Origin of the sequence: Thermobacillus xylanilyticus, from assembly GCF_907165215.1 — a bacterium.
Lineage (GTDB): Bacteria > Bacillota > Bacilli > Paenibacillales > Paenibacillaceae > Thermobacillus > Thermobacillus xylanilyticus.
In genome coordinates, this window is record NZ_CAJRAY010000005.1 from 64,464 (window position 1) to 87,047 (window position 22,584).

Here is a 22,584-nt window from a genome sequence, read left to right on the forward strand (position 1 = left end):
GACTGCCCGGAAAGGAGTTTATGGACAAACGGCAAAAAAAGGTTGTTCCCCGATGAGACTTGAGGGGGAACAACCCTTTCATCACTTCAGTTGGTCAAGCCCAAAGCGCCTTCCGCCTTCAGACGAACGCCCCGGTATTCGAGCACGACGTAGACATGGTAGGTGCCCGGTGTCCAACCTTTCTTATCCACCCGAATCTGATCGGAAGTGCCGCTCCAGTGTTTCGTGCCTCTAGCTATCACTTGAGCCGGAACATCATCGGGAACGTCCGGTTCCGTTGCGATCCGGACAAGATCGTCCTCCGAAGCGTCGTGGATCGGATTGTCGCTGATGACGTAATACACCGTTCCCTCGGCGTCATCCGGCGTATGGGACAGGCAGATCTTCCAGTAGTCATCATCCGTGGTTGCGTCGACGACCGCATGCAGCCTGAAAACCTTGGAAGTGTCCGTATCAATCTCTACGGTCAACAGATTGGACACCAGCGAACCGCTGTCGTCGGTGCCGACGATGTAAAGGTTGAATTTCAGATCCACAGGCGTCTCGAATTCCAGCTTCACCTTGCCGTCGGTCGAGACTTTGCCGGAATCCATGGTACCGCTGGGAAGCCGGTCATGAATCAAGTCGTCCGCGGTCGGGACTTCCGGGTCGGATTCGATGACCAGCGCATAGTACAGCGTGGTCACATTGGTGGATGTGACGTACACGGAGGTGGTCACATTGAAGGAATCTTTATCCACTGTGACAATCGAGTCCGGATCAACGGAAACGGTCGCTTCCGGTGTCGGCTCCGGCTCAGGCTCAGGTGTCGGCGTCGGCGCCGGTGACGGTGCCGGCGGCACGTAGAACTCCGGATCGGATTCCACCGCAATCGAGGCTTGCGCCAGTACTTCATCCGACAGCGAGCGAATGGTGACGGTGAGCGACGTTTTCGCCAAATGCGAGCCTGCCGTTACGCGGACGGCGGCTGCGCCGCCCGGTCCCGGCGCCAGTTCCTTCGCCGACTGCCGGCCGCTCACCGACTCTTCCGCCTTCAAATTCTCGTTCAACCAATCGACATCCGTGATGAGATTGCCGTATTGATCATAAGGCCGCAGCAGCAGCCAAGCGGATTCGCCTTTTTTCAGACGGTCGACGGGCGATCCTGCTTCGTTGACAAAACCGTCCGTCTCGACGGACTCGATAACCGGTTTGTCGCCGACCTGGTAGGTGCGGTTCGTGTAAATTTTTTCAGTCACCAGAAGGTGGATATCGACCCGGTTCTCGTTCCAGCCGGCCAGATTCACCAGCAAGGCTTGGCGGTCGGGGTGCGGCTTGACATTGGCGGACGACGCGACCTGTAACTTCAGATCTGCGGGCGGTTCGGACATCGGTTCGCCGTATTGGTTGTACAGGATGTACGGCACTTCGACGTTGTCCGCGCGGGGAAGCTTGCCGGAACCGCCGAGCTCGACCCGGGACACTTGTTCGGGCTCTACCGTGTAGCTAAACGTATAGACGGCTGTTTCTCCGTCCTGCTCGACGGTGAGCTTGGCTTCATATTTGCCGGCTTCGGCAACATCGCTCAGGACGACCGTGACCGCGCTGCCGCCGTCCCATTCCAGCGATTCGATGCCGACGGCCGTTCGATCGCCGACTTCGCCGATCCGTTCGATCGCGACGGACGTCGCGTCCGGATCGAATGATCCCTGGAGATCGATGCTCACCGTGCGAACACCGGTCTGTTTCGCGGACTTGATCCACTTTTCATTCGAGACCGATTCATATGCGAAGTACGAGGCCTCAACCAGCAATTGCCGGGATGCAGGCACGGTGTAATCCGACTGCTCCGGAATCAGCCCGGCCGCCACGGCGGCCGCGACATACATACCGGCCCATTCGTCGACGCCTTCCACCGTGGCGTCCTCGTTGACTTCGATTCCCAGCGCCTCCACCATGATCTTGGCCAGTTCCTGGATGGTGACGTCTGCCGACGGGTCGAAAATGCCGCCGCCCCGTCCTTCCAGAATGCCCGCCTCGGTCGCCGCGCCGATGAAGCCCTTGGCCCATTTCGCTTCGTCGAGATCCTTGTAAATGTCGGCTGCGCCGGCATTTTCGTCCAAACCCAAAATCAACGCAATGATCTTGGCGGCCTGAGCCCGCGTCATATTTTGATCGAGGTGAGCCTGGCCGTCCGGAAATCCTTCGAAGACGCCCGCCTCAACCAGCTTATTGTATTTTTCCTCGGCGCTCGTGTCCGCCGCGTGGCCCGCAATCGGATTCGCGATCGCGGCGATCAGCAGCAATGCGGTGAATACGTGGATCATCCTTCTCCACAAGTTCGGATCACTCCTTTCATGCTCATCCATTCACAAACGTCCATTTTACAACCATGCCGGATGGCTGGCGTGTCTTTAATCGGTTCGAATCCGCAGGTTCACCCCTCCCACAGCGTATTCATGATCCTGGATGTCTGGCGTTCTCCATTGCTGTCTAATTTTATATCGGATTATGGATAGGAATCGATAACATTATATCAATTCACACGAAATAGAAAGTAGACAAATTTTTGGGCGTTGGTTTTCGCAGTAGACGCTTTTTTCCTCGTATGGCATAATCATGTTGATTTGCGGTCAAATTTCTTAAGGCGGGTGCGCAGATGACGAGCGGTCAAATCAAGTACGTACACACCAACCTGGTCGCGAAAGACTGGAGGAAGCTGGCGGACTTCTATATCAACGTTTTCGGGTGCAAGCCCCTGTATCCGGAGAGGGATCTGTCCGGGGCATGGATCGACAAGGTCACCGGCATTGAAAACGTGAGAATCCGCGGGATGCATTTGGCGCTGCCCGGGTACGAAGAAGGCGGGCCGACGCTCGAAATTTTCGAATATGAACCGGACAGCCTCAGAGATCTCCCGAACAAGATCAACCATCAGGGGTTCGGGCACATCGCCTTCCACGCGGATTCGGTGGAAGACGTGTTGAACCGACTGATCGAGCACGGCGGGAAGCCGCTCGGGGAAGTCGTCACCTGGAAATACGAAGGGATCGGGACGTTGACCGTCGTGTACGCGGCCGATCCGGAAGGCAATTTCATCGAAATCCAGAACTGGAGCTGAAGGCGCGAAGGCCCGCCCCGCGGCAATAACCGCAGGCGGGTCTTCGTCCGCTTACTTGCGGCAGCAAAGCTTCCGATACGCCCGCGGGGACCGGCCCGTGAACCGGCGGAATACCCGGTTAAACGGAGTAAGTCCGGGAAAGCCGACGGTGAAACAGATTTCGGTAATCGTCTGACCGCTGTCCGCCAGCAGACGCTTCGCCTCTTCCACGCGAATCCGGTTCAGATACTGTTTCGGGCTCATTCCCGTGTATTTCTTGAACATCCGCTGCAGATGAAAGGCGCTCATGCCCACGCGTCTGGACAGCCTGTCGAGCGTCCACATGATGTGGTACTCCTTTTCCAGCAGTTCACGGACCTCCCGAACCCATGGTTCATGGGGATCGTACACCGCTTCCAGCAGGTCGGGGCGGCATCGTTTGCACGGGCGGTATCCTTTCTCCATCGCTTCCCGGGCATTGATGAAGAAATCCACATTTTCCCGTTTCGGTGTTTTCGATTTGCAGGATGGACGGCAGAAAATCCTCGTTGTCTTCACGCCGTAGTAGAAGATCCCGTCATATTCCGCGCGGCACGCGATCACCGCGTCCCACAGATTTTCAGGTTGCATCCGCATGCCCGTCGCCTCTCCTCGTCCCGTTGCGCCGGATTGCGATTGTTCGTGTCATGCTTTTTCTCTTATACAAAATATACAAGATTGAAACCAGGATGGGCAGCATCACGTGAATGCCCAGAAAAGGGATGAACGCACACAGCATGACAAGGGAAACGAGTCCGCTCAGCCAAGGCAGCGATAATCTTCTGTAGATTTTCACAGCCGCGGCCATCGACAACACATAGACGACCATCCCCAGCGCGTTCGGAATAAACAACAATTGCGTGAAATGAACATGAAACAGCATGGAAACCGCAATGCCGGCGCACGCAAAGAGAATGACCAGCCAGACCACCCGGGTCGGCGTTCCGGTGCGCGGATGTTGATATTGAAGCCAGGCGGGAAAAGCCTGATCCCGGCTCAAGGCATACCCGAGCTGCGCCAGACTGGCGACATACGCGTTCACGGTGCCCGTGCAGATGATGAACGCCAGAACGGTCGTGGCGTATTGCGCGGCGAGGCCGAGAGAGCGGCCCAGCATGATGCCGAGGGGCGCGGAATCGGTTTCCGGACTTCCGTAGGTTCCGCTGCCGATGGTCACGAAGCTCAGTGCCAGGAATACCGCTCCCGTGATCGCCGCGCTGATCATGGCGCTCCGGACCATGTCCTTCTCCGGGCGAGCGAATCGGTCCGCCAGGCTGCAGATCGCCTCCCAGCCAAAAAAAGACCAGAAAATGAGGACAATCGCCTCGCCGACCGCCTGCCGCCCATTTGCAAAGAACGGACTGAACTGGTCCGGCCGAACGTGGGGGATCGTCGTTACGACGGCGATGAGCAGGATGCCCAGAAGCAGCGAGCTGAAGAGCAGGGACACCTTCCCGCTGATCCGGATGCCGAAATGGTTGGATACGCCGCCGAGAAGCAGGATCAAACAGGCAAGCAGCGAAGTTTCTCCTGCGGACAGCCCGAAGGCGGAAGCCGTATAGTAAGCTCCCGTCTGGGCCACGATCATCTGTCCGACCGATGCGGTCAGAAAATAAAACCAGCCGACCAGATTGCCCGGATGTTCGCCGAAAGCGATCCGGACGAAGGTGGCGGCTCCGCCGGCATCGGGAAAGGCGCGGGACAGCGAAGCGAAGGTGTACGCAAGCGGAAAACTGAACAGGATCATGATGATCCAGGAGAGGAGCGAGGCGGGACCGGCGACGGTTGCCGCGCCGGAAGACACAAACAGAATGCCCGACCCGAGAATGGCCGCGATGTACAGCGCGATCGCCTGCGGCAGGGTGATCTGTGCGTTCATGGCAGATGGCCTCCTTCAGACCGCAAAACTGGTTGATGGACGCGCGTCTGCCAAACACTTTACCGGTTGGCGAACCGGAAATCATCGCGGATTGTTGCGATTCAATTCCTGCCGGGCCGCTTGATACAGCGGTCCTGTTGCGCGTATTCTTAATGCACGACGAAGCCCCGATCATAGAAGGAGAAGTTCGCATGTTTTCCGATCTCGTTACCGGCGATGGATTGCTGGACAAAACAAAAGTGCTGGAGTGGGAAGCCCTTTACAAAGGCATGGGCGGAAAGACGGTTGAACGGTTTACAATCCGCACCGATAAGGGCGTCGCATCCTATATTTTCAAGCCGTTGAACAACCGGGAAGCGGTCGGCCGGGAAGCGTGGGTGCACCGCAGCCTTCTGCCGCATTTGCCGCGGATTGCCGTGCCGAAACTGCTCGCCTCAGCCCCTCACCATGATCCTGACCGCTATTGGACCATTTTCGAAGATTTGGGGCCGCTCGAGCATCAATTGTCCGAAAATGAAGTGGTGCAGGCTGCCTCGCTCATTCCTTGCTGGCATCAGCTGCCGCTGTCCCTCATTCCCCGCAGTTTGACAGGAAACAAACCGCTGTACCGCGATATTTTGCGCCATGTTCACCGGAACCGGGAACAGGCGGAGAGCCTTTTGCTTCGCCTCGGCATGCCGCCAAAATGGATCAGCCCGCTGCGACAGATCATTCTTGGAGCGGAACAGACGGTTGATTCCGAAACGGTCGTCTCGCACGGCGATTTCCATCGCGGGAACATCGCCGTTGCCGGCGGCGAAATTGTCATTTTGGACTGGGAACACGCCCATCGAAATTCGCCGTTTTGGGACCTGTACAATCTGCTCGATTTGACCCATCCGGTCTTTCGCAGACAAACGAGCGACGCGCTCAGACAATCCGCGCTGAACGCCTACATCGCATCAAGGCGCCGTCTTGGTTGGGAAGAACCGCCCGGCTTTATCCGATCCTATTACGAATATGCCGCCGTCCACTCCGTCTGGATGCTGCTGCTGATTCAAGACGATCTGCAACGGGATGTCTGGGAGCCGTCCGATTTGCTGCAAGCGCAAGCCGAAACGCTTGCTTCATTGGAGGATTGCGTCCGTTGCTTGCTCCAATGATCCGGCGTCAGCCGGCGAACCGTCGGATTTGTCAACCACCTGTTGACACTCACGCGGCGTATTCGAATGTTTCGACATTTTCAATGAGATGACAGGCCGCATTGCCGATGGAAACCGCGGGCTGCAATTTCTGCCAGCCGACGCCCCTTCTGATCGACGCGTTGAAACGAGTTGGTCGAGACTGAGAAGCACGATTGAAAAGAAGGTATTCCCGGGACATGGTCCGAGCATGACACTCTGAAAGGGAACCCCACAGCAACCGGTTGAGCCTTTGGACAGGCCTAAGGTGCAAAACACCTCCCTATCGGCATGATCAGGGAGGTGTTTAGCAAGGTTTGTTCCGCATTACCTTGATTGCTTCAACAAATCCCGGATTTCGGCAAGCAAAACTTCTTCCGGAGAGGGCGACGGCGGAGCTTCCGGCTGCTCTTCTTTTTTTCGCTGAATTGGTTTATTCCTTTGACAAAAAGGAAGATGGAAAGCGTCTTTCTCCCATGAAGCGCAGCGCAATCCGAACGGCAGCGAGCAGTTCGTGCAGGAATTGGTTGACGACGTCATGTAATGAAATAAGTAAGATCCTTCGACCCCGGTCCGTTCGCGGATCGGGGCTTTAGGTATGCCTACGCGCCTTCCAGGTTTGCCCCTTGTAAATCATCCTGCAATCGCTTGATAAATGTTTTCGCCGCATGGCTGAGAAACCTGTCAACGCGATAAATAATACCGAGATTGCGAGTCGGGCCTCCCTTGATCTTGATGGCACGCAAGCCGGGATCATTCATGGACAGAACAAGTGGTAAAGGCAGAATTGTCGCACCGATATTCGCTTTAACTAAACGAACAAGCGAAAAAGGTGTCGTCGTTTCTATAATCGGATTTAAACTGAAGCCAATCTTTCTGCAACAATCATCGACTATCTCGCGTCCGAGAGTGCCTTTCGGATACATGACAGTGCGGATATGGCGAAGTTCCTCCAGTTCGACCGAGCTTCGACCCGCCAATTCGTGGTTTGCCGGTACGACCATCACATACTCTTCGCTGGATAAGGGAATTCTCACGATCCGCTCATCCGGGAGAGGCAGAATCGAAATGCCGATGTCTACCTCCATCTCCAACACTTGCTTCAAGATTTCGACTGATGTCAATACGGTAAGTCGTATATGAGGGAATTCGTTGTGAAAATCAATTATGAGTTGTGAAATCCTGTAATCGAGATCAGATGGGATCGCGCCAATGACCAGTGTTCCGCGCTGTTGATTGCGCAGTTCATTAATCGCGTCAACTGCATTTTTGCGGGTCCTGAACATCTGGATACTGTATTCCAGCAGCAGTCTGCCTGCTTCGGTCAGGGCGATCCGTTTGCCAATCCGATCAAACAACGGCGTCCCAAGTTCATTTTCCAACAAACGTATCTGGTGACTGAGCGTCGGTTGCGACATCCCCAATTTCTCCGCCGCTTTGGTAAAATGCAGTTCCTCGCAAACAGCGGCGAAGTATTCCAATTGCCTCAGATCCATAATTGCCCCAGCTCTGTTTAATCATTTATTATTTCTATTATTTTAATAGAAATGATTATATTGATCAATAGAACTTTATGCTTTAAACTTGGCAACCATGAAAATCTTATGCTCTAAGAAGGAACCAAGCGAATCAGGCTCTAAGGAGAGAGAGTAATGAAACGTTCAACACTTTTGGCCATAGCCCTATTTTTGGCGTCTTTAAACTTGAGGCCGGTGATTTCCTCAATTGCGCCGCTTTTGGAGACGATACGGAACGATCTCGGTATGAGCGCGTCCTCTGCCAGTCTCCTCACCTCTATACCGGTTCTTTGTATGGGACTCTTCTCCCCGATAGCTGTCAAGTTGGGAATTCGTCATGGCATCGAACGGATCTTGGCGTTCGCTCTAGTGCTCGTGGGAGGAGCCACTTTGATCCGATGGTTTACGCCTTCTTATGCATTCCTGCTGATTACATCACTTATCGCTGGCATCGGTATTGCAGCTGCCGGCCCGCTTTTGTCCGGATTCGTCAAACGTTATTTTCCCGGCCAGGTCGCTTCAATGATCGGCGTCTATTCCGTCGCAATGGTGATTGGAGCAGCCCTAAGCGCAGGACTATCCGTTCCCTTCCAGAACGCTTTTAACGGCTCCTGGCGATCAGCATTGGGGCTTTGGGCAATATTTGCCGTTATCGCTTTGCCGGCCTGGTGGTGGTTTGTACTCAGACGTTCGGAGCCGAAGCATGTTCAAATCTCTTCTCTGAATGACACGGGGCGGCTGCCCTGGAGAAATAGCAGGGCATGGCTTTTGACATTATTTTTCGGAATGATGGCCATCATGTTCTACTCCATTACAGCATGGCTTCCGCCAGCCGTCTCAAACATGGGGTACAGCAAGCTTTACGCCGGCAATATGCTTACACTTTGCACATTGGTTCAAATTCCGGCAACGTTCTTGATTCCGATGCTGGTTAACCGTTTTTCCAATCGACTTCTATGGATGATTGCGTGCGCTTTGTTCAATTTAGCCGGGATACTGCTGATCATCTTCTCCGGTTCACCATGGATTGCTGCGATCCTGCTCGGCATTGGCAATGGCGGTCTCTTCCCTATAGCGTTGATGCTGCCGATTGAAGAAACCTCGAACGCACAAGATGCCAGCTCATGGTCCGCCATGACACAATCAGTGGGATACGCAATTGGGGCACTCGGGCCGATTTTGGTCGGATGGATACAAGACATGACCGACAGCTTTGTTTTCGCTTTCGTCGGACTTGCCGTTATCTGTACAGCGATGATTCTCGTGCAACTGTTGATCGGATCAAAAAAGGGGCCGGACAGAGAACTGCTCGCATTCCCGAAATCCTCAAACTCTCTTGGCGATACCGTCTGAAAAGCTGGTCACGCCGCACATAAAGAGAAGAAGGCATTCTTGAGAATGCCTTCTTCTCTTTACCCATTAGGTACAGATGTGTACACCTTCAGCCTTCGGGCGTCAAGGAATCGCCGAATGTCGGTGAATTTTTGAAAGAGATTGTTCATCGTTCGCATTCTTTCGCCTCCGGTCCGGATGCTAGAATTCGAATCAGATCGAATCGGATTGAATCGAGGAAGGAGGCATTTTATTGAGCACACCGGCCGTTGAAGCCCCCGTGAAACATCGTGCAATCAGGCAATATTTCAGACGCTGGGAGCATCCGTTTGTCGGTTACGCGTTTCTGTCACCGTGGCTGATCGGTTTCTTCGCATTGACGCTGGGACCGATGATCATGTCGGTCTATTACGCGTTTACCGATTACTCCCTGCTGGAGAAGGCCAACTGGGTCGGCTCATCCAACTTTTCCCGCATCCTCTTCAACGACAGCACATTCAAGAAGTCGCTCCAGGTCACGCTTCTATTCGTCGCATTCTCCGTTCCGCTGAAACTGATGTTCGCGCTCGCCGTCGCGATGCTCCTGAACAAGGAATTGCGCGGCATGAGTCTGTACCGTCTGTTCATTTATTTCCCGTCGCTGATCGGCGCCAGTCTGGCCGTGGCCGTGCTGTGGCAGCGCATCTGGAGCAGGGACGGCTTCATCAATGAAATCCTGGGCATGCTCGGGATCCAGGGGCTCAACTGGGTCAACGAACCGCGCACGGCGCTCGGGACGCTCGTCATTCTCGTCGTCTGGCAATTCGGCTCGTCGATGGTCATTTTCCTGGCGGGACTGAAGCAGATTCCGCGGGATTACTACGAGGCCTCTTCCGTTGACGGCGCGGGGAAGGTGCGGCAATTTTTCATGATCACGCTGCCGCTACTGTCGCCGATCATTCTGTTTAACCTCGTGCTGCAGACAATCAATTCGTTCCAGATGTTCACCCAGGCGTTCATCATTACGGAAGGCGGTCCGATGCAATCGACCTATATGTATACGCTTTATTTGTATGACCGCGCGTTCGGCCGGCTGCAAATGGGATACGCTTCCGCACTGGCCTGGATCATGCTGGTCGTCATTGCCGCCGCCACCGCGCTCATCTTCCTTTCGTCTAAATTCTGGGTGTTCTATGAAAACGAAGGGAGGAAGGCGAAATGACCGCCAGGAGGAGACGCCATATCGGCAGCCATCTGCTGTTGATCGCCTTCAGCGCGTTGATGCTGTATCCGGTCGTCTGGTGGATCGGCGCTTCGTTGAAAACGACGGCGGAGCTCGGTTCGCCAAGCCTGTTCCCGGCCGTGCCCCAATGGTCCAACTTTACCGAAGGCTGGTTCGCGATTCCAAAGTTCAGCTTTACGCATTTCTATCTGAATACGTTCAAATTGATTCTCGGCGTGCTGCTTACGACGCTGGTGTCCACCAGCCTGGTGGCCTACGCCTTCGCCCGGCTCGACTTTCCGCTCCGCAACTTCTGGTTTGCGATCGTGCTGGTCACGCTGATGCTGCCGAGCCAGGTCACGCTCGTGCCGCAATACGTCCTGTTCCATACGTTCGGATGGGTCAACACGTATTGGCCGTTCTATATGCCGCACGCGCTGGCCGGCGGCATCGGCGGATCGTTCTTCATTTATTTGCTCGTGCAGTTTATCCGGGGGATTCCGCGGGAGCTGGACGAGTCGGCGAAGATGGACGGCTGCACGCAGTTCGGCATCTATTGGCGCATCGTGCTGCCGCTGACCAAGCCCGCGCTCGTGACCGTCTTCATTTACTGTTTCCTGTGGAATTGGGACGATTTCTTCGGGCAAATGATTTACATTAATTCTGTCGATAAATATACCGTGCAGTTGGCGCTGCGCATGTTTATCGATACGCAAAGCGCGTCGGCCTGGGGGCAATTGCTGGCGATGTCCCTGGTTTCCATCGTGCCGGCCGTCGTTGTCTTTCTGTCCGCGCAGCGATATTTCGTGGAGGGAATTGCGACCACGGGCATCAAGGGATGAGGTCGGGTGAACCTGTTCAAGTCTCAGCGAATCGACCGCTTGTTGTTCGGGACGGTGGCGACGATTTCGATCGCCGTGCTGGCGGTGGTCGTGTATGTCGGCTATACGCTGTCGGCGAAGAAATTGGCGGAAAACGCGACCCGCTATCAGCAAACGGTGCTGAATCAAATCAACCGGCAGCTGATGCAGCAAATCGACTATATCGAGCAGCTGTCCCTGACGGCGGTCCGCCATATCGAAAGTTCGGAAAATGTGCAGGTGCGTGTGTCGGAGTACGAGCGGTTCACGTTCTTCCAGTCGCTCGGCACCTATCTGGCGCAGCTGACCTACAGTTCTCCGGCCATCGATTCCATTGAATATTATCTGGTGGAAGGCAAGGCGTACCCGATCGACAACCCGTTTGCCGTCCGCTTCTTCGACGCGGAAGCGATCACGCGGGCGCCGTGGTCCGACGAGCTGCAAAGCGCGGATGCGGCGTGGATCGCGCCGCACCGCATCGGGACGCCCCGCGGCGATGTGGAAGTGGTCAGTTTCGCCCGCAAAGCCGTCTCCAAAAGCGGCAACCCCCTCGGCTGGCTGCTCATTCACGTGAAGCCCGCGCATCTGGAATCGATCATGCTGGGAGGCGAATCGAACGGGGAAGGATCCGGACGCGTGCTGCTGGACGGCCGCGGGAATCAGATGGTCGGCGTCGGCAATCGTCTGTCCGCCGACCATATCGTTTTGATCCTGCAACATATGGACGGAACGGGCGGTGGCAAGCGCATCAGGCTGTCTTCCGACGGCAAGCGGGACGACCAGTTCGTCGTCTGGGTCCAGATGCTGAACACGGGATGGGTGCTGCTGGAAGTGACGCCCTGGTCGGAGATTGTCGCCGGCAGCGTGCAGGTGGCGCGGCTGCTCACCCTCATCAGCGTGGCGGGATCGGCCCTGCTCCTGCTGTTCACCCTCGTGTTCTCCAAATTTTACACCCGGCCGATCAGTCTGCTGCTGAACGCGATGGGCAGTTTCTCGATCGGCATGCGGCAGTACGATTTGCCGAATGATTACCGCAACGAATTCGGCGTCCTGTTCGCCGGCTTCCGCAAGCTGACGGACCGGATCACCGAACTGTACGGGTCGCTGAAGGAAGAATACCGGCGGAAGAAAGAAGCGGAAATCAGCGCCTTGCAGGCCAACATCAATCCGCATTTTCTGTACAATACGCTCAATCAGCTCAACTGGATGGCGATCGACGCCGGCCAGGAGAAGATCAGCCACGCGCTGGAACTGCTCGGCCGCATGCTGCGGCTGGGGCTGTCCAACGGCGAGCGGTTCATCCCGCTGAAGGATGAAATGGAATATTTGCAATGTTACCTGGACATTCAGCGCATTCGTCTGGGAGACGGGCTGGACTACAATCTGGACGCAGGTCCGGATGCCGAACCCTTGTATGTCCCCAAACTGACGCTGCAGCCGTTCGTCGAAAACAGCATCATTCACGGTTTTCACGACAGGGACAGCGGGTTGATCCGCGTCGAAGCGAGAAGAGAAGGCGAACGGCTCGTGATCCGGATCGTCGACGACGGCGTCGGCGTGACGCCCGACTGGCGCCGCATGCGCGGCAGCAAAAAGGGCGGTTACGGCATTCGCAACGTGGAGGAACGGCTTTACGTCTATTTCGGACAGCGCGCCTCCGTAACGGTTCAACCGCTGGAAGCCGGGGGAACCGAGGTCATCATCGCGATGCCCGCCCTCGCGGAAATTCCGGAGAATTTATGAACAGCTTGACGCATCAAGGGGGAACGGGGCGTGTACGGAGTGGTGGTCATTGACGACGACCGGCAAGTGTTGCGGAGCATGGAAAAATCGATCCCGTGGACGGAAATGGGCACCGTGTGCCTGGGGGTGGCCGGTGACGGCAGGGAAGGGCTCCGGCTGATCGGGGAACTTTCGCCGGACATCGTGATTACCGATATTTACATGCCCGTCATGGACGGTCTGGAAATGATCCGGGAGCTGCGCAGGCAGGGGTACCCGGGCAAAATCGTCATCCTGAGCGGCTATTCCGAATTCGAGTACGCGCGGCAGGCGCTGAAACTGCAGGTGGACGATTATTTATCCAAACCCGCGTCGTTGACGACGATCCGCGAAGTCATCGGGCAAGCCGTGCGGCAGCTGCAGGAAGAACGGCGGGAGAAGGAAACGCTGGAGCAGCTCGAGCAGAAAATTTCGCATTACGAGACGTTCCTGGAGCAGGAATGGCTGAAAAATGTTATGACCGGCGCCCGCTCCGTTTGCCTTTCGCACGGCGGGGAAGACGAAGCGCTGTTTTTGCGGAAGCATCCGCGTCTGGAAACCGACGCGCATCTGGTGCTCGGGGTGGAAATCGCCGCCTCGTCGCGCATATCGGAAGCGGCGCCGGCCGACCGGCAACTGTTCCGCTTCGCCATCCGCAACGTGCTGGGCGAGCTCCTGCAAACGTTCTGGGGCGCCTTCGAAATGGTGGATCTGCATGCCCATCATGTGGCCGTTCTGCTGCACGCCGATCACCGCCGTCCGCAGGAAGCCGCCGTGGATGATGCGATTCGTCTGGGCAAACGGCTCATTCGCACGGTGTACGAAGTGCTCAGGATCCGTCTGCGCATCGGCGTCGGCACCCTGCAGCACGACTGGCGCCGCATCTCGCTGTCCACGGAAGAAGCGTTCCTGGCCCTGGCCAACGAAGGAAACGCGGCATACGGGGACGTGGAACTCTATATATACAGAAAGCCCGAGGATGGAATTCCGGATTTGTCCATCCAGAAATTGAAACCGATCCGCTTCTATCACGAACTGGCCGAAGCGATCCGGCTTTTCCAGGAACAGCGGGCGGCCGACGTCATCGGGCGATTCATCCGCACGCTGGAGGACATCGGCGAGACGAAGCCGGCTTCCCTGCGCATGCACGGCCGGGAATGTCTGACAATCATCCGCTTCACGCTGTTCGATACGGGCAAAAACATGGAGCACCGGTTATCCACCTCCGGGCTGGAGAAGCGTCTGGAGACGGTGGACACGCCCGAAGCCCTGGAGCGGTGGCTGATGGACGTCGTCGAACAGGTGTGCCGGGAGGAAACGGGTCAGGAGAACCTGCGGCACAAGCAGGCGGTGGAATACGTCCTTCAATATATCCAGGAACATTACGCCGAGGACCTGACCTTGTCGGAGCTGGCGGGCAAAGTGTATTTGTCGCGCAATTATTTGAGCCAGCTGTTCCGGGAATACGTCGGCGAATCGTTCAACCAATACGTGACGAAGGTACGGATGGAGAAGGCGAAACGTCTGCTGGCGGAAGGCAAATATTTGATCTACGAAGTGGCCGATATGGTGGGCTACAAGAACATCCCGTATTTCAGCACGCTGTTCAAGAAAACGACCGGTCTCAACCCGAGCGATTTCATGAAATAACCGGAAGGCCGAGGCGAATAACGGAATTTATTCCGGGTTTCGCCTTCTTTGTCGATAATTGAAAATTATTGTGCATTCTTCGTATATCGATGGCGCATCGGTCATGATACAGTTGAAAGCGCAAACAAAAAACATTCCGGCGACAGAGAAGAAAGGGGATTGCGCATGCGTTTGTTCAAGAAAACCGGCATCATCTTGCTGGCGGCTGCGTTGACGCTCACCCTGGCGGCCTGCGGCGGCGGGCAGAAGAGCGGCAACACGGCGAACTCCGGCGGAACCCAAAGCGAAGGCGGAGGCCAGAGCGCATCATCGAACGAACCGATCAAATTGCGCATCATGTGGTGGGGAGCCCAGGAACGGCACGACGCCACACTGAAAGCGCTGGAGAAGTATTCCGAACTTAACCCCCACATCACGTTCGAGCCCGAATATTCGGGATGGGACGGTTATTGGGACAAACTGTCCACGCAAGTGGCGGCGAAGAACGCGCCCGATATCATCCAGATGGACCCCGCCTATTTCGCGGATTATGTGCAGCGGAACCTGCTCGCTGATTTGTCGGAGGGCATCGACACGTCCAATATGGACGAAGCGCTGGTGAACTCCGGGATGTCCGACGGCAAGCTGTACGCGGTTGCGCTCGGCAACAACGCCATCGGACTGGGATACAACAAGCAGGTGCTTGAGAAACTGGGCATGCCGCTGCCGAAGGACGGTTGGACCTGGGAAGAATTTTTCCAATACCTCCGCGACGCGAAAGCGAAAGCGGGCGATCAATATATCAGCGCCGATCTAACGGCACGGCTCGATATTTACGGCATCTTCCAAATGAGCCGCGGTCTGGGCTATTACGTCACACAGGACGGCAAGTTCAACATGGACAAGGACACGTGGCTCGAATGGGCGAATACGTTCGCCGAATTGCGGAAGGAAGGCGTCGTCCCGCCGGGCGATATCAACGTCACCGACAAGGAACTGGATCCGGCGCTGGACCTCCTGGTCAACGGAAACGTGCTGTTCCGCAACTACCACGCGGCGCAAGCCGGTGCGCTGGACAGCATGAACCCCGGCGTCTACGGCATGGTGACGATGCCGCGCGGCCAGGAGGGCGCCGGCTGGCTGAAGCCGTCCATGTACTGGAGCGTTTCGGCCGATTCGCCTTACATTGAAGAAGCGAAGAAGTTTATCGACTGGTTCATCAACGACAAAGAGGCGGGCGAAATTCTCGGCACGACCCGGGGCGTTCCGGTCTCCAAGCCCGTGCTGGAGCATCTGTCCCCGAATTTCACGGAAGCCGACAAGATGGGCATCCAGCTCATCGAAAGCACCGCCCCGATCGCGCAGCCGTTCCAGCCCGACCCGAAAGGATGGCAAATCTTCCGCGAGAAAGATTATTCGACGCTTGCCGAGAAAATCATATTCGGCGAAGTGACGCCCGAAAAGGCATGGGAAGAGCTGGTGGCGATCGCGAAAGATTACGAATAACGGACGCATCGGACGGGGCTCGTCCGGGAGCGTATCGGGCCGCAAGGCGCAGGCAACGCCTTGCGGCTTTTTCCTTGCGGCGGCAACCTTGCCGAGGCTCGTCAAACCCGTCCGCATCCATTGCCTCTTGTGGGTATCAACAAACAGGAATTGAGCAACATCAATCGTCATTGCAAGTGATTAAAACTGAAAGAATATGAGGTCGCCGTCCCCATTAATTGGACAATTGGGAAACTTCCCAGGTCTCACTTAGTTTTTAATAAAAATGGGGTTGAGGTAGGCAGACTAAAAATTTTAGCGATCATGAGAATAAATCTTTGACACAAAAGCGACTTTCTCAAACAAATACCCTAAAAGAACAAAAATCTATAAAATTAAAGATGTATCAGCGGATGATAAAATTGCGTTTGGTGCCATACGCTGAGGGAATGGGTCCATCAATACCGGGACGGAAACCCGCCTGAAGGTTCCCTTTTTCCATGCCGGTCAATGCAAACGCGTACTTTCAGCGCTAGTCTCCGGCGAGATCTCTTTTAGGCTCTTCGCCTCCAGCCCCTCTAAAGCTTGTCAAACCCGTCCGCATAATCGGTCAATTGGCAACCCGGAATGATCGAAAGGCATCTTCCGGAACCTTTGCGGGCGGGCATTCTCTCTTCTTCCCGTTTTCAAAATATTGCCTTGAGTTCCGTCCCGCCGAGCTTCAGTAAACGTTAGTAACCTGAATCTGCGTTCAAGTTCAGCGCTTCTTCGACATTGCCAAGGGAAATTTCCCGATCCATGGAAGACGATGGCGAAGGATCGCTATAATGGTTGATATCATGAATAAAAAGTTGATGGTGAACCGCATCATGGTATCGTTCTGGCGCAGACCGAAAAGACTGTCGCTGATGATCCCGCTGGTCTATTTTCTGGTGATCGTCCTTACCGTTTCATGCAGCTCCGTCATCCTACACCGGATCGTCTGGCATTCGGCACAAACCAAAATTAATGAAGCCGCCTTGCAGACCGTCTCTTCCATCGAGACAAACGTCCGTCTGCTGGTGGACAACGTAAACAACTTCTCCAAAATGATCCTGTTGGATGTCAATCTGCAACGTTTGTTGCGGCTGGGCGATTTGTATGCCGACATCAATACGCAGTCGAGAGTCGGACGGGATTTGCACAACCTGATCCAGACGTTTCCGAACATCGATTCCGTCTTTGTATTTGACCGGTCCGGCAACTGGTTTTCCGTCGGTTCGCTGCACACGTTTTTTGCAAAAGCCCGGGTGGAAGATGCGGCGTGGTATGACGAAGCCGTCAAGCGGGAGGGAAAATTCCTGTTGCGATTGAACGACGGCGGGACGTTTGCGGACGACCGGGGTGAGAATTTTGTATCGTTCATTCGCCTGATCCGGGACATTGATGATACGTCCCCCCTCGGCATCCTGGTCATCAATATTCCTCAGAGCGCTTTTGCGGAGGCTTATTCCATGCTGGGCGGCCCTGGCGGCAGGCTGTTTGCCATCCTCGATGAACGGCATCGGCCGATTACGGCCGGTGCGGCGGAAGAAAGCCATGCCGGCGTGCTGGAGTATCTGACGGCCTATTTTGCGGACACGGTGGCTCCCGTTTCCGGCATGGAAGCTTCGGGGTTCTTTTCCATGGCATACGGCGGCGGCGAATATACCGTGTCCTGGAAAGTGAACGAGGAGACCGGCTGGACGTTTCTGAGCGTGACCCCGAACCAGCCGCTGAATGCAGAACAGTCGACGCTTGTCCTGTTCGCATTGGTCCTTCTGGTCGTCAACGGCATTGTGTTTTACGTCAGTTCCATCATCATTTCCAGAAACGTGCTCAATCCGATCAATCAGTTGCTGACGGCCATGGACAGCACGGGTAACGAAACGTTCGTCAAAATGGATACGGTTCCGAACAACCAGGAATTCGGGCGGTTATTCGCCGGATACAACCGGATGATCGACCAAATCCGGCAATTGCTGAAACGGATCATCGACGAGCAGAACATGATCCGCAAAGCCGAACTCAACATGCTGCAGGCCCAGATCAAACCGCATTTCCTGTACAACACCCTGGATTCCATCTCTTCCCTGGCCATGTCCGGCTTGAACGATCAGGTCTGCGACATGTTGGAAGCGCTGGGCAACTACTACCGGCTGAGCGTCAGCAAAGGGCGGGAAGTCATCACCGTCGGCGAAGAAATCGAGATGGTGCGAAACTACCTGCGCATTCAAAAAGTCCGCTACCGCGATCTGTTCGAAGCGGAATATGACATTGATGAGGATTGCCTGCAAGTGCCAATCTTGAAGCTGGTGCTCCAACCGCTGGCGGAAAATGCATTGTATCACGGCATCCGAAACATGGGCGGCAAAGGGACGATCAAAATCAGTGCACGCCGCGGGGACGGCTGGCTGCGGTTGGCCGTCAGCGATGACGGCGTCGGCATGCCGCCGGAGAAAGTCCGGCAGGTGCTGGAAAGCAGCGGAAACGGCGAAGCGGGCGGCTTCGGCTTGAAAGGAACAATGGAAAGACTGCGTATCCATTACAACGGAACTAACGAATTCCGCATCGACAGCGAACCGGGAAAAGGGACGACCGTCACCATTTTGATCCCGACAGGAGAAGAAGGCGCATGGAAACATTGAAAGTGCTGATCGTGGACGACGAGTATCTGATCCGGAATCTGATCCGCATGAGCGTTGAATGGGAAAAGCACGGTTTTGCCATTGCGGGTGAAGCGGCAAGCGCACTGGAAGCGCTTGATCTGGTGGAAGAATTGCAGCCGGATGTCATCTTTACGGATATCTGCATGCCGCACATGGACGGGATCACCTTCAGCAGCAGGGTGCTCGAATCCCATCCTGAAGTGAAGATCGTTATTGTGACGGGCTATGACGAATTTGAATATGCGCAAAAAAGCATCAAGATCGGCGTTTCCGATTTTATCCTGAAACCGATCCGCGCCGCGGAACTGACGGGCGTGGCGGACAGGCTGAAACGGCAGATCGCGGAAGAGCGTTTCCGTGACGAACAACTGGAAACGCTCAAAAAGGAATTGGAACGGAACCTGCCCGTGCTGCGGGAAAATTTCGTTGCCCGCTGGCTGGAAGGCCACATCGCCGGCGAAGAGCTGGAAGACAAGTGGCGATATTACAACATGCCGGAAGCGATCCGGGACGGAAACGTGCAGGTCGCCGTCATGGAAGTGCTGCCTGCGGCGGACAGAACGGAAGAGCAGCTGCTGCTGCTGGAAATGAAGTGCAGAAACCGGACGGAGGCGTTCTTTCGCAACGATGAGCGCATGATGATCCTGTCCGACGCCAAAAACCGCATCGTCATGCTGGCCATGAATCGGGATGGCCATTTGCCGCACGTTTGCGAAAGGCTGAAAAACGTTTTGGCCAAAACGTTCGATTGCGAGGTCAACATCGGCGTCGGACGGAAGCACGAACAACCGGACCGCGTTCCCGAATCCTACCGGGAAGCGTGCCGCGCCCTTCGCTATAAAGTGCTGGTCGGCAAAAATCAGGTGATTTGCCATGACGACGTGATGGCGAACGGGGAGCAGCCCCATCATCCCAATCCGGATTTGCTCCAGCAATTGAAATTTTTCATCAGCGTCGGTTCGGCGGATCGTGCAGCGGAGCTTCTGCGGCACATCTTTGCCGTGCCGTTTTCCGACGAATACCAGGTTCGGCTGGCGGCCATGGAGGTCCTCACCCAAAGCATGCATGCCGCCATTGAGCAGCAGATTGACGGTGAACTCGTATTCAGGCAGGACACGCTGACGGCGATCCTGACCGCCGACAATTTGCCTGAAATCCAACGGCAGATGGAGGCGTATGTGCGTTTCCTGGCCGACCGGATCGATGACAGCTTGCAGGGGAAGAAAGAAGACTTGATCAGCCGCGTGAAGGCGTACCTTGAAGAAAACATCGGGAATCCGGATCTCGGGCTGCAGTCCGTGTCTGAAACGTTTTATGTCAGTCCGGGACATCTCGGCCGGCTGATTAAGCAGGAAACCGGCATGTCCTTTGTGGCGTATCTGACGAACCTGCGAATCCGGAAGGCGGCCGCCCTGCTCCGCGAGACCGATCTGCGGAGCTATCAGATCGGCGAGCGGGTCGGCATCCCCGATCCCCACTATTTCAGTCATGTGTTCAAAAAGATGACCGGCATGTCCGTCAGCGAATACCGGGAGCAGATTGCCCAAGAATGGAAAAAAGCGGATGTTTGAATTTTGCAACATCATGCCGGAATCTTGCATCGTCTTTCAACCGGGGCGATTCTATAATGAAAACGAATTCTTGAACTGACAAAGGGGAGGAAGCATTTATGAAAGCGCTGCGAAAGAACGTTTTGCTGGCGGCGCTGGCCCTCGTGCTGGCCATCGGTCTGGCGGCCTGCGGAAAAGAGGCCGGCGATGCGACGACCCCGGGCGGAAATGGAGAAGGGGCGTCCTCTGACAAAACGATCGAACTGACGCTTTGGGACCAATCGGTGGGCTCCACGGACCCGTCGGCCCAACTGATTCCGGAAATCGTCGACGAGTGGAACAAGGCGAACCCCCATATCCAGGTGAAACGGACGGGGACGCCGGGTGAACAGTACAAGACGAAAATCAAGACGGCCCTCGCCGCCAACGAAGCGCCGGACATCTTCTACGGCATGGGCGGCGGCAGCTTCATGCAGCCGTACATCGAAAACGGAAACGTCCTGGAAATCACGTCTTACGTGACGGACGAAGTCAAGGCCAAGATCAAGCCCGGCGTGCTTGAAACGCTGGAATACGAAGAAAAACTCTACACGCTGCCCGTGTATACCCACATCGCCAATCTGTACATCAATACCGAGCTGTTCGAAAAAGCGGGCGCCGACATTCCGACCACTTACTCGGAACTGCTGGATGCCGTCGACAAGCTGCGGGCCGCGGGCATTACGCCGGCTGTCATCGGAGAGAAGGACCGCTGGCCGGGCATGTACTGGTTCAACATCATCGCCTTGCGGCAAGCCGGCTATGATGCGGTGGTGGAAGCCTTCCACAATCCTTCCAAATGGAATTCGCCGGACATCATCGAAGCGGCGAGAAAATTGCAGGAACTGGCCAATGCGGGCATGTTCAACGACAGCCTGTTCAGCATGAGCTATGAAGAGATGCTCGGCGCGTACAACGCGGGCAACGCCGCAATGATGTTCCAGGCCAACTGGGTCAATGCCGGCATCGAAGATCCGTCTTCGGCCACCAGCGGCAAAGTGGTCGTGGTGCCGTTCCCGGTCTTCGAGGACGGCAAGGGCACCGCGCATGAATTTTTGGGAGGCTCTTCCGACGGGTTCTATATCAGCGCAAACACGAAATACCCGGATGAAGCATACGAGTTCCTGCTGTACCTCAGCGAGCAGCTTGGCACCCGCGGGTTCCTCGCCGGTGCGGGGCTGCCGACCTGGAACACGGAAGGGTTGGACACGTCGAGCCTTTCCCAACTTGATCTGACGTTCGCAGAGCTGATGGACACGGCGGAAGCGTTCATCCCCTGGTGGGACAACGTCTTCCCGGCAAGTTCGGCGGACACCCACAAAAATCTGATCGCTCAACTGTTGGCCGGCGAAATTACCCCGGAACAATTCGCCGAGCGGATGGCGCAATTGGAACCGACGGAACTGCATCTGTAATGAAAAAGGACGGCCGCTGCGCTGGTGGTGATTCCGCCCTCCGGCGCATCCGGCCGCCTCTTTGTCGGGAGGGTACGCATGGACAGAGTTTTTTCGAACAAAAGGGACATCGCCGTTTTCGTCGGTCCGACCCTTCTTTTGTTTGTCGCAATCGTGCTGGTTCCGATCTTCGTTTCCAGCTATTACAGTCTGCTGGACTGGAACGGCATCGGCAATGGAAAATTCATCGGTCTGGACAACTACGTTGAAATGTTCACGGATTCCCGGGCGCTCAATTCGATGAAAAACTCGCTGCTGTTCGCCGCGGCATCGGTCTTCTTCCAGTTGCCCGTTTCGTTGCTGCTCGCCTTGATCCTGGCTTCTTCAGTCAAGGGTGAAGGATTTTACCGCACGGTCTATTTCATCCCGGTTTTGATTTCGACCGTGGTCATCGCCCAGCTCTGGTCCAAAATCTACAATGCCGACTACGGATTGCTGAACACGCTGCTGAAAACCGTCGGGCTGCCCGACCTTGCCAGTGACTGGCTCGGCCAGCGGAAAACCGCCTTGGTGGCTTCTTTCATTCCCATTCTGTGGCAATATGTCGGTTATCATATGCTGCTCATGTATGCGGGAGCCAAATCCATCTCTTCGGAAATCATCGAGGCGGCGAAGATTGACGGGGCTTCGACCATCCGGACGGCCTTTTCCGTCATCATTCCGCTGATGAAGCCGGTACTCAAGGTGAGTCTGGTGTTTTCCGTCATCGGTGCGCTGAAAATTTTTGACCTGATTTACGTGCTGACCGGCGGCGGCCCCTTCTTTGTCACCGAAGTGCCGAGCACCTTGATGTACACGACCATTTTCGATACGTTCCGATACGGCTACGGAAGTGCAATATCCGTTTTCATCATTCTGGAGTGCCTGGTGTTCACCATCGTTATCAACAAACTTTTCAAAACGGAATAGGAG

16 protein-coding genes and 1 pseudogene are annotated in these 22,584 nt (G+C 55.6%); 12 read left to right on the forward strand and 5 right to left on the reverse strand.

Going from position 1 to position 22,584, the window contains the following annotated elements; genetic code table 11:
- Positions 1-86: 86 nt before the first annotated feature.
- Complete coding sequence (locus KJQ12_RS01225) at positions 87-2,318, reverse strand: S-layer homology domain-containing protein (protein WP_213483148.1); 2,232 nt, start codon at positions 2,316-2,318, stop codon at positions 87-89.
- 320 nt (positions 2,319-2,638) lie between these two features.
- On the opposite strand from KJQ12_RS01225, the gene KJQ12_RS01230 reads away from it, so the two are divergent.
- Positions 2,639-3,100 carry a VOC family protein gene (locus KJQ12_RS01230; RefSeq protein WP_213483149.1) on the forward strand — a complete coding sequence of 154 codons (462 nt, stop codon included), beginning with the start codon at positions 2,639-2,641 and terminating at the stop codon, positions 3,098-3,100.
- A 51-nt stretch (positions 3,101-3,151) separates the two neighbouring features.
- Here KJQ12_RS01230 and KJQ12_RS01235 read toward each other — a convergent pair whose 3' ends face one another.
- Complete coding sequence (locus KJQ12_RS01235) at positions 3,152-3,715, reverse strand: bifunctional transcriptional activator/DNA repair enzyme AdaA (RefSeq protein WP_244860352.1); 564 nt, start codon at positions 3,713-3,715, stop codon at positions 3,152-3,154.
- Entirely contained in the window at positions 3,699-4,997 is a 1,299-nt protein-coding gene (locus KJQ12_RS01240; RefSeq protein ID WP_213483150.1) for an APC family permease, read from the reverse strand. The genes KJQ12_RS01235 and KJQ12_RS01240 overlap by 17 nt, the downstream gene beginning before the upstream one ends.
- On the opposite strand from KJQ12_RS01240, the gene KJQ12_RS01245 reads away from it, so the two are divergent.
- Positions 4,988-6,139 (forward strand): phosphotransferase family protein, encoded by a 1,152-nt coding sequence (locus KJQ12_RS01245; protein ID WP_213483151.1) that lies wholly within the window; start codon positions 4,988-4,990, stop codon positions 6,137-6,139. The genes KJQ12_RS01240 and KJQ12_RS01245 overlap by 10 nt on opposite strands.
- Before the next feature lie 345 nt (positions 6,140-6,484).
- On the opposite strand, the pseudogene KJQ12_RS19480 reads toward KJQ12_RS01245, so the two are convergent.
- Positions 6,485-6,621: pseudogene (locus KJQ12_RS19480) on the reverse strand (large conductance mechanosensitive channel protein MscL); the annotation flags it as partial.
- 138 nt (positions 6,622-6,759) lie between these two features.
- On the reverse strand, positions 6,760-7,653 hold the full coding sequence (locus tag KJQ12_RS01250; protein ID WP_213483152.1) for a LysR family transcriptional regulator: 894 nt from the start codon (positions 7,651-7,653) through the stop codon (positions 6,760-6,762).
- Between the two features lie 156 nt (positions 7,654-7,809).
- Between KJQ12_RS01250 and KJQ12_RS01255 the strand changes: the two genes are divergently transcribed.
- From KJQ12_RS01255 to KJQ12_RS01300, 10 genes are all read left to right on the forward strand, one after another.
- Entirely contained in the window at positions 7,810-9,027 is a 1,218-nt protein-coding gene (locus KJQ12_RS01255) for an MFS transporter (RefSeq protein ID WP_213483153.1), read from the forward strand.
- 232 nt (positions 9,028-9,259) lie between these two features.
- Positions 9,260-10,207 carry a carbohydrate ABC transporter permease gene (locus tag KJQ12_RS01260; RefSeq protein WP_244860354.1) on the forward strand — a complete coding sequence of 316 codons (948 nt, stop codon included), beginning with the start codon at positions 9,260-9,262 and terminating at the stop codon, positions 10,205-10,207.
- The gene (locus KJQ12_RS01265) at positions 10,204-11,049 is read left to right on the forward strand and encodes a carbohydrate ABC transporter permease (protein ID WP_213483154.1); all 846 of its coding nucleotides are present in this window, start codon (positions 10,204-10,206) and stop codon (positions 11,047-11,049) included. Before KJQ12_RS01260 ends, KJQ12_RS01265 begins: the two co-directional genes overlap by 4 nt.
- A gap of 6 nt (positions 11,050-11,055) precedes the next feature.
- Positions 11,056-12,810, forward strand: a complete 1,755-nt coding sequence (locus tag KJQ12_RS01270) for a cache domain-containing sensor histidine kinase (RefSeq protein WP_213483155.1) — start codon at positions 11,056-11,058, stop codon at positions 12,808-12,810.
- Positions 12,811-12,840: 30 nt separating this feature from the next.
- The gene (locus tag KJQ12_RS01275; RefSeq protein ID WP_213483156.1) at positions 12,841-14,478 is read left to right on the forward strand and encodes a response regulator transcription factor; all 1,638 of its coding nucleotides are present in this window, start codon (positions 12,841-12,843) and stop codon (positions 14,476-14,478) included.
- Between the two features lie 165 nt (positions 14,479-14,643).
- Complete coding sequence (locus KJQ12_RS01280; RefSeq protein ID WP_213483157.1) at positions 14,644-15,963, forward strand: ABC transporter substrate-binding protein; 1,320 nt, start codon at positions 14,644-14,646, stop codon at positions 15,961-15,963.
- A gap of 818 nt (positions 15,964-16,781) precedes the next feature.
- The gene (locus KJQ12_RS01285) at positions 16,782-18,608 is read left to right on the forward strand and encodes a cache domain-containing sensor histidine kinase (protein ID WP_244860355.1); all 1,827 of its coding nucleotides are present in this window, start codon (positions 16,782-16,784) and stop codon (positions 18,606-18,608) included.
- The gene (locus tag KJQ12_RS01290; RefSeq protein ID WP_213483158.1) at positions 18,596-20,200 is read left to right on the forward strand and encodes a response regulator; all 1,605 of its coding nucleotides are present in this window, start codon (positions 18,596-18,598) and stop codon (positions 20,198-20,200) included. The genes KJQ12_RS01285 and KJQ12_RS01290 overlap by 13 nt, the downstream gene beginning before the upstream one ends.
- A 98-nt stretch (positions 20,201-20,298) precedes the next feature.
- Positions 20,299-21,633 (forward strand): extracellular solute-binding protein, encoded by a 1,335-nt coding sequence (locus KJQ12_RS01295; protein ID WP_213483159.1) that lies wholly within the window; start codon positions 20,299-20,301, stop codon positions 21,631-21,633.
- Positions 21,634-21,711: 78 nt separating this feature from the next.
- Entirely contained in the window at positions 21,712-22,581 is an 870-nt protein-coding gene (locus KJQ12_RS01300; protein WP_213483160.1) for a carbohydrate ABC transporter permease, read from the forward strand.
- Positions 22,582-22,584: the final 3 nt, after the last annotated feature.